Source organism: Streptomyces sp. NRRL B-24484, from assembly GCF_000717715.1.
Classification (GTDB): domain Bacteria; phylum Actinomycetota; class Actinomycetes; order Streptomycetales; family Streptomycetaceae; genus Kitasatospora.
The window spans coordinates 152,887-167,242 of sequence record NZ_JOAI01000001.1 but is presented as its reverse complement, the minus strand read 5'-3'; the positions used below and the strand labels follow the sequence as shown (position 1 = coordinate 167,242).

10 protein-coding genes are annotated in these 14,356 nt (G+C 72.6%); 3 read left to right on the top strand and 7 right to left on the bottom strand.

Annotated features, from left to right (window positions below; all coding sequences use genetic code 11):
- Positions 1–139 precede the first annotated feature (139 nt).
- Positions 140–1,816 (bottom strand): carbohydrate binding domain-containing protein, encoded by a 1,677-nt coding sequence (locus tag IE98_RS0100740; RefSeq protein ID WP_030262300.1) that lies wholly within the window; start codon positions 1,814–1,816, stop codon positions 140–142.
- Positions 1,817–2,280: 464 nt separating this feature from the next.
- Here IE98_RS0100740 and rsgA point away from each other — a divergent pair, with 464 nt between their 5' ends.
- A complete protein-coding gene (gene rsgA, locus IE98_RS0100735) occupies positions 2,281–3,390 on the top strand; it encodes a ribosome small subunit-dependent GTPase A (RefSeq protein WP_052389962.1) in 1,110 nt (369 codons plus the stop codon).
- Between the two features lie 137 nt (positions 3,391–3,527).
- On the opposite strand, the gene IE98_RS0100730 is transcribed toward rsgA, so the two are convergent.
- The 4 genes from IE98_RS0100730 to IE98_RS0100715 form a co-directional block, all read right to left on the bottom strand.
- The gene (locus tag IE98_RS0100730; RefSeq protein ID WP_030262297.1) at positions 3,528–4,952 is read right to left on the bottom strand and encodes a GH1 family beta-glucosidase; all 1,425 of its coding nucleotides are present in this window, start codon (positions 4,950–4,952) and stop codon (positions 3,528–3,530) included.
- Positions 4,953–5,001: 49 nt separating this feature from the next.
- On the bottom strand, positions 5,002–5,838 hold the full coding sequence (locus tag IE98_RS0100725) for a carbohydrate ABC transporter permease (RefSeq protein WP_106976483.1): 837 nt from the start codon (positions 5,836–5,838) through the stop codon (positions 5,002–5,004).
- 5 nt (positions 5,839–5,843) lie between these two features.
- Positions 5,844–6,815 carry a carbohydrate ABC transporter permease gene (locus IE98_RS0100720; RefSeq protein WP_030262292.1) on the bottom strand — a complete coding sequence of 324 codons (972 nt, stop codon included), beginning with the start codon at positions 6,813–6,815 and terminating at the stop codon, positions 5,844–5,846.
- 74 nt (positions 6,816–6,889) lie between these two features.
- Positions 6,890–8,197, bottom strand: a complete 1,308-nt coding sequence (locus IE98_RS0100715) for an extracellular solute-binding protein (RefSeq protein WP_420706153.1) — start codon at positions 8,195–8,197, stop codon at positions 6,890–6,892.
- Positions 8,198–8,564: 367 nt separating this feature from the next.
- Between IE98_RS0100715 and IE98_RS0100710 the strand changes: the two genes are divergently transcribed.
- Positions 8,565–11,453: a glycosyl hydrolase gene (locus IE98_RS0100710; RefSeq protein ID WP_030262287.1), complete on the top strand. Its 2,889-nt coding sequence runs from the start codon at positions 8,565–8,567 to the stop codon at positions 11,451–11,453.
- A 120-nt stretch (positions 11,454–11,573) separates the two neighbouring features.
- On the opposite strand, the gene IE98_RS0100705 is transcribed toward IE98_RS0100710, so the two are convergent.
- Together IE98_RS0100705 and IE98_RS0100700 are read right to left on the bottom strand one after the other, a co-directional pair.
- Positions 11,574–12,254 (bottom strand): VOC family protein, encoded by a 681-nt coding sequence (locus IE98_RS0100705; RefSeq protein ID WP_030262284.1) that lies wholly within the window; start codon positions 12,252–12,254, stop codon positions 11,574–11,576.
- A 46-nt stretch (positions 12,255–12,300) separates the two neighbouring features.
- Complete coding sequence (locus IE98_RS0100700) at positions 12,301–12,732, bottom strand: ASCH domain-containing protein (RefSeq protein ID WP_030262281.1); 432 nt, start codon at positions 12,730–12,732, stop codon at positions 12,301–12,303.
- Positions 12,733–13,077: 345 nt separating this feature from the next.
- Here IE98_RS0100700 and IE98_RS0100695 point away from each other — a divergent pair, with 345 nt between their 5' ends.
- Positions 13,078–14,340: a glycoside hydrolase family 16 protein gene (locus IE98_RS0100695; RefSeq protein ID WP_030262278.1), complete on the top strand. Its 1,263-nt coding sequence runs from the start codon at positions 13,078–13,080 to the stop codon at positions 14,338–14,340.
- Positions 14,341–14,356 lie beyond the last annotated feature (16 nt).

Below are 14,356 nucleotides of genomic sequence, written 5' to 3'. Positions count from 1 at the left end.
GGGCATAGATATGGAAGCGCTGTGCAGGCTGCTTGACGGGCGGACTGTTAGCGCTAACAATTTTCCCCGGAGAAGCGGCCCGGACATGCGGGAGCCGCCCCCGCCGGAGGGCGGGGGCGGCTCTGCGGTCCTGCGGTCGTCAGCCGGTGAAGCCGGCCGTGATCGAGGTGAACTGCCAGTTGCTCTGGTTGATGCCGGAGCAGTTCTCGGCCACGCCGCCGCCGGCGCACGGCCGGTCGCGGTTGACCGACCAGAAGGCGAGGCGGGCGATGTGGTTGGCGTTGGCCCAGTCGCGGATGCTCGTCCAGTTCGCCGGCGTGGTGGTCTCCTGGTTGTCCGAGAGGCCGTTCATGCCGGAGATGCCGACGTGGGCGTACGCGGTGGCGTCGTCCCAGCCGAAGGTGGACTTCAGCTTGTTCTTCAGGCCGGTGGCCGCGCTGACGGTGCTGCCGTACATGTCGGCGCCGCCGCCGAAGTCGAACGGCATGATGGTGAAGACGTCGATGTCCGCGCCGAGCGCCTTCGCCTGCTCGATCAGCCGGTTGCCGTAGTAGGTCGGGCCGGTGGTCGCGGTGCCGAAGGTGAGGATCGTCCGCAGGCCCGGGTTGTTCTGCTTGACGATCTTCAGGGCGCCGAGGATGCGGTCCTGGACGACGGTGTTCTCGAACTCGTCGGTGTTCTCGATGTCGACGTCGATCGCCTTCAGCCCGTACGCACCGATCACCTGCTGGTAGGCGGCGGCCAGGGCCTCGGGGGTGGCGCAGTTCGGGCCGAGCTTGTTGCCCTGCCAGCCGCCGATCGACGGGACGACGTCGCCGCCGGCCGCCCGGATCGCGTTGATCGTCTGCTGGTCGACGCCGCCGGTGAGCGGACGCTGGCCGTCCCAGGACGGGTTGCAGCCGCCCGAGGAGAGGATGAACGCCATGGTGAACCACTTGATGCCGGTGGCGCTCATCACCGTGGTCGCGGACGGCGGCTCGCCCCAGCCCATGTAGAGGTAGGGCGCGGCCTGCTTGAAGCCGGTGCCGCCGCCCCCGCCGCCGGAGCCGGTCGTGGCCGAGACGGCGTTGGAGGCGGCCGAGGTGTTGCCCGCCGCGTCCCGCGCCTTGACGGTGAAGGTGTAGGAGGTGCTCGCGGCCAGGCCGGTCACGGTCGCCGAGGTGCCGGTGCTGCTGGCCACCACGGTCGAGCCGCTGTAGACGTCGTAGCCGGTCACGCCGACGTTGTCGGTGGAGGCGTTCCAGGACAGCGAGACGGTCGAGGAGGTCGTGCCGGTCGCGGTGAGGCCGCCCGGCGCGGTCGGCGCCTGGGTGTCTCCGCCGCCACCGCCGCCGCCCGGGCCGTCCAGGCTGATGTCGTCGGCGTAGTAGGTGCCCTGGCCGTACCAGCCGTGGGTGAAGATCTGCGCGCTGGTCTGGCTCGCACCGGTGGTGAAGGTCACCGACAGCTGCTGGTACGAGGCGGCGGACGGCGTCCAGGTGGAGGCGCCGCCGGTCACCCCCAGGTAGACGTAGCTGCCGCGGACCCAGCCGGACAGCGTGTACGTGGTGTTGGGCTGCACCGAGACGGTCTGGGTGCACTGCGCGGTGTCGCTCGCGCTCGCAGCGGCGGCCAGCGCCTTGCTGCCGGAGTGGACGGGGGAGCCCACCACCGAGCCGAGCCCGCCGGTGCAGGACCAGCCGCTGAGCGTGCCGCTCTCGAAGCCGGGATTGGTGAGCAGGTTGGCCGCCTGGGCCGTAGCGGGCAGGGCGACGGCCGCGGCCGAGCCCAGCGCGACGGCGCCGAGCGCCGCCACGAGGCGGTTGCGGGAACGCACAGGACCTCCAGTGGGGGATGGGGGTTGCGGCCGCAGGGGTGCGGGGGAGCCGTGCAGGCCGCGTGCACCGCCAAGATGGACTAGACCAATATCGGGTGTCAAGGGCCCGTCAACGCCCATCGGCGGAACCGCACTTGGCCCGACACGGCACCCTCCCAGGTGGGACCGCCCGGGACCGGCGGCCGAGCCCCCGCGCAGCCGCGGAAATATTCGCTGGCGCGGCCCCGCCGGCCGTGGCTACCGTGGTGCCGTTCGGGAGGGCCCGCCGAGGGCCGTCCCCCCGTCGTGCCAGCCCTGCACACCCGGAGGTGAGGACCGTGATGACCGTCGCTGCGCTGGACGCTGCCCGCGTCCGTACGTCGTTCACTCCCACCCCCGTGGCCACCGGCTGACTTCCACGACTCCTTGACGCGCCGTCGGGCGCGCACCGCCGGGGCCACCCTCGCCGAAGGGCCCACCCCACCGTGACCAGCTCCACCTCCGCCGCCCTCCCGCTCTCCGCCCACGGCTGGAACGAGGACAGGGCAGCCGAGTTCGCCTTCCACGCCGAGGCGGGGCTCACCCCCGCCCTGATCTCCCGCGTCGACCGCGGCCGGTGCGACGTCCTGCTCGTCGACCCCGAGTCCGGCGAGCTGCGCACCGTCCGCGCCGACACCCGGCCGGTCGGCGACCCCGACCCGGTCAAGTGCCCCTGCACCGGGGACTGGGCCGCCGTCGACCTCGCCGCGCAGCCCCTGCCCACCGTCTCCGCCCTGCTGGGCCGGAGCACCGCGATCGTCCGCAAGACCGCGGGCGGCCGCTCCGACGGCCAGGTGCTCGCCGCCAACGTCGACACCGTCATGATCGCGGTCTCGCTCGCCGCCGACCCGGACCTCGGGCGGATCGAGCGCTTCCTCGCCCTCGCCTGGGAGAGCGGCGCCGCCCCGCTTGTCGTCCTCACCAAGGCCGACCTGGTCGACGACGCCGACTTCATCCGCGAGGACGTGGAGAAGATCGCCCCGGGCGCCACCGTCCTCACCGTCAGCGCCGAGACCGGCGAGGGCATGGACGTGCTGCGCGCCTGCCTGCCCGGCGCGACCGCCCTGGTCGGCCAGTCCGGCGCGGGCAAGTCCACGCTCACCAACGCCCTCGCGGGCCGGCGGGCGATGGCCGTCCAGGAGACCCGATCGGTCGACGAGAAGGGCCGCCACACCACCACCACCCGGGAGCTGATCCCGCTGCCGGACGGCGGCGTGGTCATCGACACCCCGGGGCTGCGCGAGGTCGGCCTGTACGGCGGCGAGGGCGTCGACCTCGCCTTCGCCGACATCGCCGGTCTCGCCGAGCGGTGCCGCTTCGACGACTGCAGCCACCGCTCCGAGCCGGGCTGCGCGGTCGCCGCCGCGCTGGAGGACGGCACGCTGCCGCAGCGCCGGATGGACAGCTACCTCAAGCTGCAGCGTGAGAACGAGTGGATCGCCTCGCGCAGCGACGCCCGGGTCGCCGCCGAGCGGGTCAGGAAGTGGAAGGCCGTCACCAAGGCGATGCGGGGCCCGTCGAGCCCCGGCCGGCACGACCCGCGCCGTACCCGCTGAGCCGGGAGGCCGCCGGGCCCCGCCGGGCCCGGCGGCCGGACGCCCGCCCCGACCGGGTCGGGGCGGGCGGACGTGCCCGTGCGGCTGCCGGAGCCCCCACAGCCCCCGGCAGCCGCACGGCGTTCTCGGCCGGCCCGTCAGGCCGGCAGGTTCCCCGTCCGGATCACCTCCGCGTACCAGCGCGCACTCTCCTTGGGGGTGCGCCGCTGGCTCGCGAAGTCCACGTGGACGATGCCGAACCGCTTGCTGTAGCCGAAGGCCCACTCGAAGTTGTCCAGCAGCGACCAGAGGAAGTAGCCCCGGACGGGCGCCCCGTCGGTGATCGCCCGGCGGACGGCGTCCAGGTGGCCGTGCAGGTACGCGATCCGCTCCGGGTCGCGCACCGCGCCGCTCGGGTCGCAGTAGTCCTCGTACGCGGCGCCGTTCTCCGTCACCAGCAGCGGCAGGCCCGGCAGGTCGTCGCGGAGCCGGGTGAGCAGCTCGTACAGGCCGTCGGCGTCCACCGGCCAGCCCATCGCGGTGCGGCTGCCCTCGGCGGGCAGGAAGCGCACGCCGCGGTCGGCCGGCCACGGCGAGAGCTCGCCGGCGTGGCCGTCCTGGCGGGCCGCCGGGTTCTGCGGGTCGTCCGCGGCCACCACGGTCGGCGTGTAGTAGTTGATCCCCAGCGAGTCGATCGGCCGGGAGATCTCCGCCAGGTCGCCGTCGTGGACGAAGGACCAGTCGGTGACCTCCGCGGTGTCCGCCAGCACGTCCGCCGGGTAGCGGCCGTGGAACACCGGGTCCAGGAAGATCCGGTTCGCCAGGCCGTCGATCCGCCGGGCCGCGTCCAGGTCGGCCGCGTCCTGGGTCAGCGGGCGGACGGCCGCCAGGTTGAGCGTCAGCGACACCTCGGCGTCCGCCGGCAGCGCCGAGCGCAGCGCCGCCGTGCCCAGGCCGTGCGCCAGCAGCAGGTGGTGGTGGGCCGTCAGGGCGGCCGCCGGGTCGGTGCGGCCCGGCGCGTGGATGCCGTTGCCGTACCCGAGGAAGGCGCTGCACCACGGCTCGTTGAGGGTCGTCCAGGTGCCGATCCGGTCGCCGAGGCGCTCGGCCGCGACCTGCGCGTACTCGGCGAAGCGGTACGCGGTGTCCCGGTTCGTCCAGCCGCCCGCGTCCTCCAGCTCCTGCGGGAGGTCCCAGTGGTAGAGCGTCGCCACCGGGGCGACCCCGGCCTCGAGCAGCTCGTCGACCAGCCGGTCGTAGAAGGCCAGGCCGGCCGCGTTCACCGGGCCGCGGCCGCCGGGCACGATCCGCGGCCAGGCCAGCGAGAAGCGGTACGCGCCGAGCCCGAGCGAGGCCATCAGGGCCACGTCGTCGCGGTACCGGTGGTAGTGGTCGGCGGCGATGTCGCCGGTGTCGCCGTTGCGGACCTTGCCCGGCGTGCGGCTGAAGGTGTCCCAGATGGACGGCGTGCGGCCGTCCTCGGCGGCGGCGCCCTCGATCTGGTACGCGGCGGTGGCCGCGCCCCAGACGAAGCCGGCCGGGAAACCGGTGCGGACGGGGGAGGGGAGGGCTTCGACGGACATGTCGCCTTCCGGGGAGAGTGGTTGGGGATGCACGGGGGGCGGGGGCGGCTCAGCCCTTGACGGCGCCCTGCATGATGCCGCCGACGATCTGCCGGCCGAGCAGCGCGAACACCAGCAGCACCGGGAGCGTGCCGAGCAGGGTGCCGGCCATCACGACCGACTGGTCCGGCACGTAGCCCTGGCCGAGCGACTTCAGCGCCACCTGCACCGTCGGGTTCTGCGAACTCAGCGCGACGATCGGCCAGAAGAAGTCGTTCCAGGTGGCCATGAAGGTGAGCATGCCGAGCACGGCCATGCCCGGCCGGGCCACCGGCAGCACGATCGAGCGGAAGATCCGCAGCGCCGAGGCGCCGTCGACCCGGCCGGCCTCGATCAGCTCGTCCGGCAGCGCCTGGATCAGGAACTGCCGCATGAAGAAAACGCCGAACGCCGAGACCAGCGAGGGCAGGATCACCGCCGGCAGCTTGTTCTGCAGGTCCATCTTCACGATCACCATGAACAGCGGGATCACGCCCAGCTGCGGCGGGATCATCATGGTGCCGACCGTGACGGCCAGCAGCAGCCCGCGGCCGCGGAAGCGCAGCTTGGCGAAGGCGAACCCGGCCAGCGTCGAGGAGAGCACCACACCGGCGGTCACCGCGGCGGACACCAGCAGCGAGTTCCACAGCGCGGTGCCGATCGCGGCCTGCTGCAGCGCCTCGCCGAAGTTGTGGAACAGGTTCGGGCCCGGCGTGAGCGCCGGAGTCGCCCCGCTCAGCTCGGAGTTGGTCCGGCTGGCCGCCACCAGCGTCCAGTAGAACGGGAAGACGAACAGCAGTGTGGCCGCGCCCAGCACCGCGTACGCGACCGGGCCGCCCTGCAGGGGGGAGCGCTTGGCAAGCATCATCTCGATCACCGGTCCGTACGGTTGCGCCGGGCGGCGATCGCCGCGTTGAGCAGGGCGAGCACCACGATCAGCAGGAACATCACCCACGCCACGGCCGCCGCGCGGCCCAGGTGGAAGAAGGTCCAGCCCTGCTCGTACATGTAGAGGCCGAGGGTCTGGTACTGGTGCGAGATGCCGCCGCCCGCGTTGCCCTCGTACAGCAGCGGCTCGCCGAACAGCTGGGTGGCGCCGATCGTGGACACCACCACGGTGAAGACGATCGTCGGACGCAGACCGGGGACCGTCACGTGGCGGAACTGCTGCCAGCGCGAGGCGCCGTCCATCGCCGCCGACTCGTACAGCTCGCCCGGGATCGCCTGCATGCCGGCCAGGTAGATCAGCGCGTTGTAGCCCGTCCAGCGCCAGGTCACGACCGCCGAGACGCCGAGCTGCGAGGCCCAGGTGCTCGCCTGCCAGTCCACCGGGCCGAGGCCGACCGAGGTGAGCAGCCAGTTGATCAGGCCGTAGTCGCGGCCGAACAGCTGGGCGAAGACCAGGGTCGCCGCCGCCACCGAGGTCGCGTACGGCATCAGCATCGCGACCCGGAAGAACGTCCGCCCGCGCAGCTTGTAGTTGAGCAGGTGCGCCAGGCCGAGCGCCATCAGCAGCTGCGGCACCGTCGACAGCACACCGATGGTGAAGGTGTTGCCCAGCGCGTTCCAGAAGAACGGGTCCTCGAACAGCCGGGTGTAGTTCTGCAGGCCCAGCCAGTCCATCTGCTGCGAGGTCTGCAGCTCCACCCGGTGCAGCGACACGTACGCGGTGTACACCAGCGGGAACAGCCCGAAGGCGGCGAACAGGACGAAGAACGGCGCGACGAACCCGTACGGGGCGAGCCGACCCGCCGCACGCGGGCCGGACCGCCGCGCCGCGGCGGCCGGAGCCGGCTGCCCGGGGCGCCGCCCGGCGGCCGGGGCCGGGGGAGAGGAGATGGCCATGGGGAGTCCTCGGACGGGGCCCCCGGCCGGACGGGCCGGGGGCCGGTGATCAGGCGTCGGTCACTGCCGCGGCATCAGTTGCCGTTGGCCTTCTTGACGTTGTCCAGCGCGTGCTGCCACGCGGTGGCCGGCGCGGTGTTGGTGCGCTCCACCTCGCCCAGCGCGTCGGTGAACGCCTTGCCGATCACACCGTCGTCCGTGCCCAGCACCTGGGCCGGCATCGCGGCCGCGGACTCGCTGAAGATCTGGCCGATCGGCGCGTTGTTGAAGTACGGGTCCTGCACCGACTTGATCTCGGACTGGGCCCCCGTGCTCGACGGGAAGGAGCCCTGCTTGGTGAAGAGCTTCACCTGCTGCTCCTTGGCGGTCAGCCACTTGATCAGCTCGGCGGCCTCCTTCGGGTGCTTGGCCGTCCGCGGGATCGCCAGGTACGAGCCGCCCCAGTTGCCGGTCTTGCCCGGGCCGGAGGCGATGTCCCACTTGCCCGCGAAGGCGTCGCCGGCCTGGCCCTTGATGTAGCCGATCATCCAGGCCGGGCAGCTCAGCGTGGCGAACTTGCCGGTGGAGAACGCCTTGTTCCACTCCGGGGTCCACTGCGGCAGCTTGGCCGACAGGCCGTCGGCGACCAGCTTGGTGGAGTCGTCCCAGGCCGTCTTCACCGCCGGGCTGGTCTCGTAGACCGCCTTGCCGGACTCGTCGGAGTAGCGCACCTTCTGCTGGCCGACCTCGGCGGTGAACATGCCCGCGGCGCTGTCCGTCCAGGCGTTGCCCGGCTGCGCCTTGGCCGCGTACTGCTTGCCCAGCTCCAGGTAGCCCTGCCAGGTCGACCACTTGGCGGCCAGCTCGGTGCGGTCGGTGGGCAGGCCGGCCGCCTTGAACAGGTCGGTGCGGTAGCAGATCGCCTCCGGGCCGATGTCGGTGCCCGCGCCGAGCACCTTGCCGTCGGCGGTCTTGACCGCAGCGCCCTTCCACGGGACCAGGCCGTCGTTGACGTCGCCGATGCCGACGGTCTTGAGGTCGGTGAACTTGTCGGCCTGCTTCTGGACGACGCTCGCCACCCGGCCGACCTCCAGGCCCTGGATGTCGGCGAGACCGCCGCCACCGGCGAGCTTGGTCTGCAGGGCCTGCCAGTACTGGCCCTCGTCCTGGGTGTCCGACTGCTTGATGGTGACGTTCGGGTGGGACTTCGTGTACTCGTCGTAGAGACCGGTCTCCTTGAACCCGAAGGTGCCGAAGAGGTCGATCGTCAGCGTGACCTTGCCGTCGGCGGCGTCCTTCGACGTGGTGCCGCCGGAGGAACAGGCGGTGAGCAGCATGGTCGCCGCGAGGGCGGCGGTGCCGAGGGCGGCCGTACGGCGGGCTCTGAACGGGCGCATGGGGATGTCTCCTGACCGGACAGGGTGGGTGGCTGGAGTCTGCGAAGGGGGACGCTGACGAGCGAGCGCTCTCCGCGGGCCGCCGGCAAGTCGATGCCCGGTGCCTCATTTCTGAGAGCGCTCTCAGCGATGCAAGGAGAGTGCCGGGATCCGAGGGCGGCCGTCAAGGGGTCGAAACATGACCGTGATCTCGGACGTCGCCCTTCCGCCCGGCCCTACGGGCCATTACCGGCCCGGGCAGGGGCAGTTCGGCGGATTCGGTTCAGTGCATTGACACTCCGTCGGATCCGGCCCTACCGTCCGGACGCTGAGAGCGCTTTCAACACTCACCCTCACACTCACCCCGTCCCCCACCCCCACCCGAGGTGGACCGATGAAGCTCAGATCCCTGCGCAGCCCGGCCGCGGCCGTCACCGCCCTGGCCCTGGCAGCAGCCGCAGCCCTCACCGCGACCGTCGCCGCCGGCAGTGCCGCCGCCGCGACCGTCCCGGTCGGTCTCGGCGGATACGCCGACACCCGCCCCGCCGGCACGGTCGGGCCAAGCAACTCCGACGGCGCCCCCGTCACCCCCAAGGTCACCGCCCGGGCGGCCGGCAAGGCCGCCCCCACCAACGACTGGTGGTCCTCGCTGATCTACCAGCGCTACGCGGGCAACCCGTACTCCGAGAACATGTACGCCCACCCGTTCACCTTCAAGGCGAACGCGAGCGGCCTGGAGGTCGGCTACCCAACCACGCCGACCATCACCTCGGACGGCCGCCAGTACGACTTCACCCACACCCGGGACCTCACCCTCGGCGTCGCCGGCCTCAACTCGCCGGACACCGAGGTCGACGGCTGGTCCGACTGGACGGTCACCCCCTACTGGTCCGACGCCGGCCACACCTTCAGTGCCACCATCGGCCACGGCCTGCCGTACGTCTACGCGCACGCCACCGGCGGCGCCGCCCAGATCACCACCGCCGGCACCCCGACCGTCTTCAGCGACCAGGGCAACGTCCTCGGCATCACCGTCGGCGGCCACCACTACGGCCTCTTCGCCCCCACCGGCACCGACTGGACGGTCAACGGCAGCACCCTCACCGCCGCCCTCGGCGGCAAGGACTACTACTCCGTCGCCGTGCTCCCCTCGCCCGCCGACCTCGCCCGCTACCGCACCTACGCGTACAACTTCGTCACCGACACCAAGGCCACCTGGACCTACCAGGAGGCCGCCGGCACGCTGAACACCACCTACACCGCCACCACCACCGCGCAGGAGGGCACCGGGACGGGCACCCTGCTCGCCCTCTACCCGCACCAGTGGCAGGCCACCGCCGACCCGCTGACCTCCCTCACCTACACCTCGCCGCGCGGCACCATGAAGGTCCGCGAGGGCGCCTCGTTCACCACCGCGCAGGCCGTCACCGGCGTCCTGCCCTCCCTGCCCGACCTCGGCGCCTACGACCGCACCGCGCTCGACACCATGGTCAGGGCCGAGGCGAACGCCGCCGACCCGTGGCAGGGCGCCACCGACACCTACTGGACGGGCAAGGCCCTCGGCCGGCTCGCCCAGCTCGTGCCCGTCGCCGACCAGCTCGGCGACACCGCCACCCGCGACAAGCTGATCGGCCTGCTCAAGGGCAAGCTCGAAACCTGGTTCAAGGGCACCGGCTCGTCCGTCTTCGCCTACGACTCCACCTGGAAGACGCTGATCGGCTACCCCGCCTCCTACGGCACCGACGCCGAACTCAACGACCACCACTTCCACTACGGCTACTTCGTGCAGGCCGCCGCCACCGTCGCCCGCTACGACGCCGCCTGGGCCGCCGACTCCGCCTGGGGCGGCATGGTCAAGCTGCTCGCCAAGGACGCCGCCAACGCCGACCGCACCGACGCCCGCTTCCCGCTGCTGCGCAACTTCGACATCTACGCGGGCCACGGCTGGGCCTCCGGCCACGCCGGCTTCGCCGCCGGCAACAACCAGGAGTCCTCCTCCGAGGGCCTCAACTTCAGCTCCGCGCTGATGCTCTACGGCTCCGCCACCGGCGACACCGCCCTGCGCGACCTCGGCGTCTACCTGTACACCACCGAGGCCAACGCCGTTCAGCAGTACTGGTTCGACGCCGACCACACGGTCTTCCCGAGCACCTTCGGCCACGCCACCGTCGGCATGGTGTGGGGCAGCGGCGCCGCCTACTCCACCTGGTGGACGGCCGCGCCCGGTATGATCCACGGCATCAACTTCCTGCCCGTCAACGGCGGATCGCTCTACCTCGCCCGCCGCCGGGACGACCTGCGGGCCAACCTCGCCGAACTCAAGGCCAACAACGGCGGCGCCTTCACCGACTGGCGGGACATCCTCTGGGAGGCCGAGGCCCTCGCCGACCCGGCCGCCGCCAAGGCCGACTGGGACGCCGGGAACGCCGGCTACACCCCGGAGGAGGGCGAGTCCAAGGCCCACACCTACCACTGGATCTACGACCTGGCCTCGCTCGGCACGCTCGACCCCGCGACGACCGCCGACACCCCGACCGCGGCGGTCTTCAGCAACGGCGGCACCCGCACCCACGTGGCGCACAACTACACCACCGCCGACCGCACCGTGCACTTCTCGGACGGCTACGCGCTGACCGTGCCCGCCCGCTCCACCGCCAGCGAGCGCGGCAGCCGGCAGGACGGCGGCACCGGCGGCGTCACCCCGTCGCCCACCCCGACCGGGTCGCCGACCGCCTCGCCCACGCCCACCCCGACCCCGACGCCCACCCCGACCGCGACGGCCACCACCGGCAACACCTTCTACCTGCAGCCCGGCGGCGCCCTGACCACCGCCTACGGCAGCGCGGCCGCCACCGACACGCTGCCCTCCGCGGGCGGCACCAACCACGACGGCACCCCGTACCAGTCCAAGGTCTACGAGATCCGCAACCTCAGCGGCACCGTGAAGCCCGGCGCGGCCACCGACTTCGACCTCTGGGTCGACACCGGCAGCGCCGTCGGCCTCGGCCAGCAGGCGAGGATCTCGTACGACCTGACCGGCGACGGGACCTTCGACCGGGTCGAGACCTACCGGTACTTCGCGACCGACCCGGTCGCCGGCTGGGAGCGCTACTCCGGCACGGCGGCCGGACTCGCCTCCGCCACCGGCGCCCTCGGCACCCTCGACCACGGCACCGTCCGGATCGAGGTCTGGTCCGCGATCGGCAGCGGCCCCGCCCAGCTGCGGGTCGGCGCCACCCAGGCCCAGGGCAGCGCCTCCGTCCTGCGGATCCCGTTCAACTAGCCGCGGACCCAGGGGCGTCAGGGGCCCACGCGTCCCCGGGCCGACCACCTGAGCGGCTGCTCCCCGTCCGTCCCGCGCACATCGCCGGGGCGGGCGGGGAGCCCTCGTGCGTCCGGGGGACTACTCGGGCCCGCCGGCCGCGCCGACGCAGGCCTCGTTGCCCTCGGGGTCGGCCAGCACCCAGTGGGCGGGCGCGAACTCGTCGTTCACCAGCCGGCCGCCGGCGGCGATCGCCGCGGCGATCCGCGCCTCGGCCAGGTCGTGCGGCACCCAGACGTCGACGTGGACCCGGTTGCGCTGCGGGCGCGGCTCCGCCATCTGCTGGAAGTAGAACGGCGCCCCGCGGCGCTGCGGGTCGACCAGGTCCTTGGGACTGCCGGCCCGCTCCCGGTAGCCGAGCAGGGCCCGCCAGAAGGCCACCACCGCGGGCCCGGCGAGGGCGTCCACGGTGACCTGGACGGTCTGCACCGCCGACGGGTCCGCCGGAAGCTCCAGCTTGCGGGCCACCGCCGAGATCTCCCGGGCGAGTCCGACGTGCCGTCCGGTCAGCCCGTAGTAGTCCTCGGTGAGCGCGACCAGCCGCACCGTGACGCCCTCGGGCCGCAGGTCGACGTCGGGGGCGTCCGCGTCCGGACCGGTCAACGCGGCGATCTCCTGGACGAATCGCGCGCCGGCCGCGAACGAGCCCGTGCGGAAGTAAGCGCAGGCGCCCTCGCCGAGCACCCGCCAGTCCTGCACGCCCTCGCTCTCGTGGAAGTGCCGGGGCCTGATCCGTCCGGTTCCGCTCGCGTCATCGGTCATACGCGCCAACGTAGCAGGTCGTCGACCAACTACCTCCGGCCGCGGACTACTTGACGCGGTCGACCACGCGGAACCGCTGCAGGACGAGCGGGGTGGTGTCGTCGACGGTGAAGGCCGGGTCCTCCAGGACGGCCCGCAACTCCGGACCGTGCCAGAAGTCCTCGTGGCCGGCCCGCCATTCGGCGACCGAGGTGTAGCCCTCGCCCTCGGCCACGGCGTGCGCCAGGTCGACCTCGGCGAGCGGGGCGATCCGCACCGCGGTCAGCTCGATCACCGCGACCACCCGGTCCGCGGAGTCCACCACGGCCTCCCGCAGGCCGGCGGCCGGCAGCGGCTCGCCGAGCTTCTCGTACTCCGCGACCAGGCCGGTGGTGCTGGTCTTGGAGCCGTCCAGGATCGCCGCGACCAGCGCGTCGCGCAGCGGGCCGGGGAAGGCGAACTCGGCCCTGGGCAGGCCCCGGTGGGTGTCGTGGTCCATCCGGCCAGGCTAGTGCGGCGGGCGGTCGTGGGCATCCGGGATTCCGGCCGGGCGGCGCCCCGGACCGGCAGCCGGGCAAGCGATTTCCGGTGCGGCGGGCCCCGCGGATGATGTCCACAGGTCAAGTAGGCCCTAAGAGACGCTTAAGGAACTGCGGAGATTTGTATCGTCGCAGGTCAGGGGCTTGGTGCCGAGGAGGGGCGACATTGTCGGCGCAGTGACTCGTCGGTAGCGTGTGGGCCCACCGGAGCCGCCCCGGTCGCGAAGAGAGCGCTCTCGCTCCTTCGAGTACGTGCGGTCCTTCCCTGCCCCACCCCCACGTCCCCAGGAAGGGGTGTGCCTGCCATGGCCTCCCACCGCAAACGCCGCTGGTCGCTCGGCGGACTCGTGCTCACGCTCACCACGGCCCTCGTGGGCGCGGCACTGGTCTCCGCCAACGACGCCGTGGCCCCGCGGGCCGGCGCCGCGACCGCCGCACAGACCTGGTCCGACGAGTTCGACGGCCCGGCGGGCCGCGGCCCCGACGCCGGCAAGTGGACCCTGGAGACCGGTGGCGGCGGCTTCGGCAACCACGAGCTGGAGTACTACACCAACAGCACCTCCAACGCCTCGCTGGACGGCCAGGGCCACCTGGTCATCACCGCGAGGAAGAACACCGACCCCGGCCTCGGCTGCTGGTACGGGCAGTGCCAGTACACCTCGGCCCGGCTGAACACCGCCCGGACCTTCACCCAGGCGTACGGCCGCTTCGAGGCCCGGATCAAGATCCCGCGCGGCCAGGGCGTCTGGCCCGCGTTCTGGATGCTCGGCAACGACCTCGGTTCGGCGGGCTGGCCGAACAGCGGCGAGATCGACGTGATGGAGAACATCGGCCGCGAGCCGAACAGCGTGCACGGCACCGTCCACGGCCCCGGCTACTCCGGCGCGGGCGGCCTCGGCGCCGCGTACAGCCTGCCGGGCGGCAAGGCCTTCGCCGACGACTTCCACGTCTTCTCCGTCGACTGGAGCCCCAACTCCATCGTCTGGTCCGTGGACGGCACCCCGTACGAGACCCGCACCCCGGCCGACACGCACGGCAACAAGTGGGTCTTCGACCACCCGTTCTTCGTCATCCTCAACCTGGCGGTCGGCGGCGACTGGCCGGGCAGCCCGGACGGTTCGACGGCCTTCCCGCAGACCATGGTCGTCGACTACGTGCGGGCCTCCACCTCCGGCGCCGGCCCGGCCGCCTCGGGCCCGATCCGCGGCATCGGCGGCATGTGCGTCGACGTGGCCGGCGGTTCCAGCGCCGACCGGACCCCGGTCCAGCTGCACAACTGCACCGGCAACGCGGCCCAGCAGTGGACGGTGGGCAACGACGGCACCGTCCGCGCCCTCGGCAAGTGCCTGGACGTGGCGGGCGGTTCGACCGAGGCCGGCGCGGTCGTCCAGCTGTACACCTGCAACGGCACCAACGCCCAGAAGTGGACGTACACCGCCGCGCACGACCTGACCAACGTCGGTGCGAACAAGTGCCTCGACGCCAAGGACGGCTCCTCCGCCGACGGCACCCGGCTGCAGACCTGGACCTGCAACGGCACCGCGGCCCAGAAGTGGACCGTCGGCTGACCCCCCGGCCCCGACG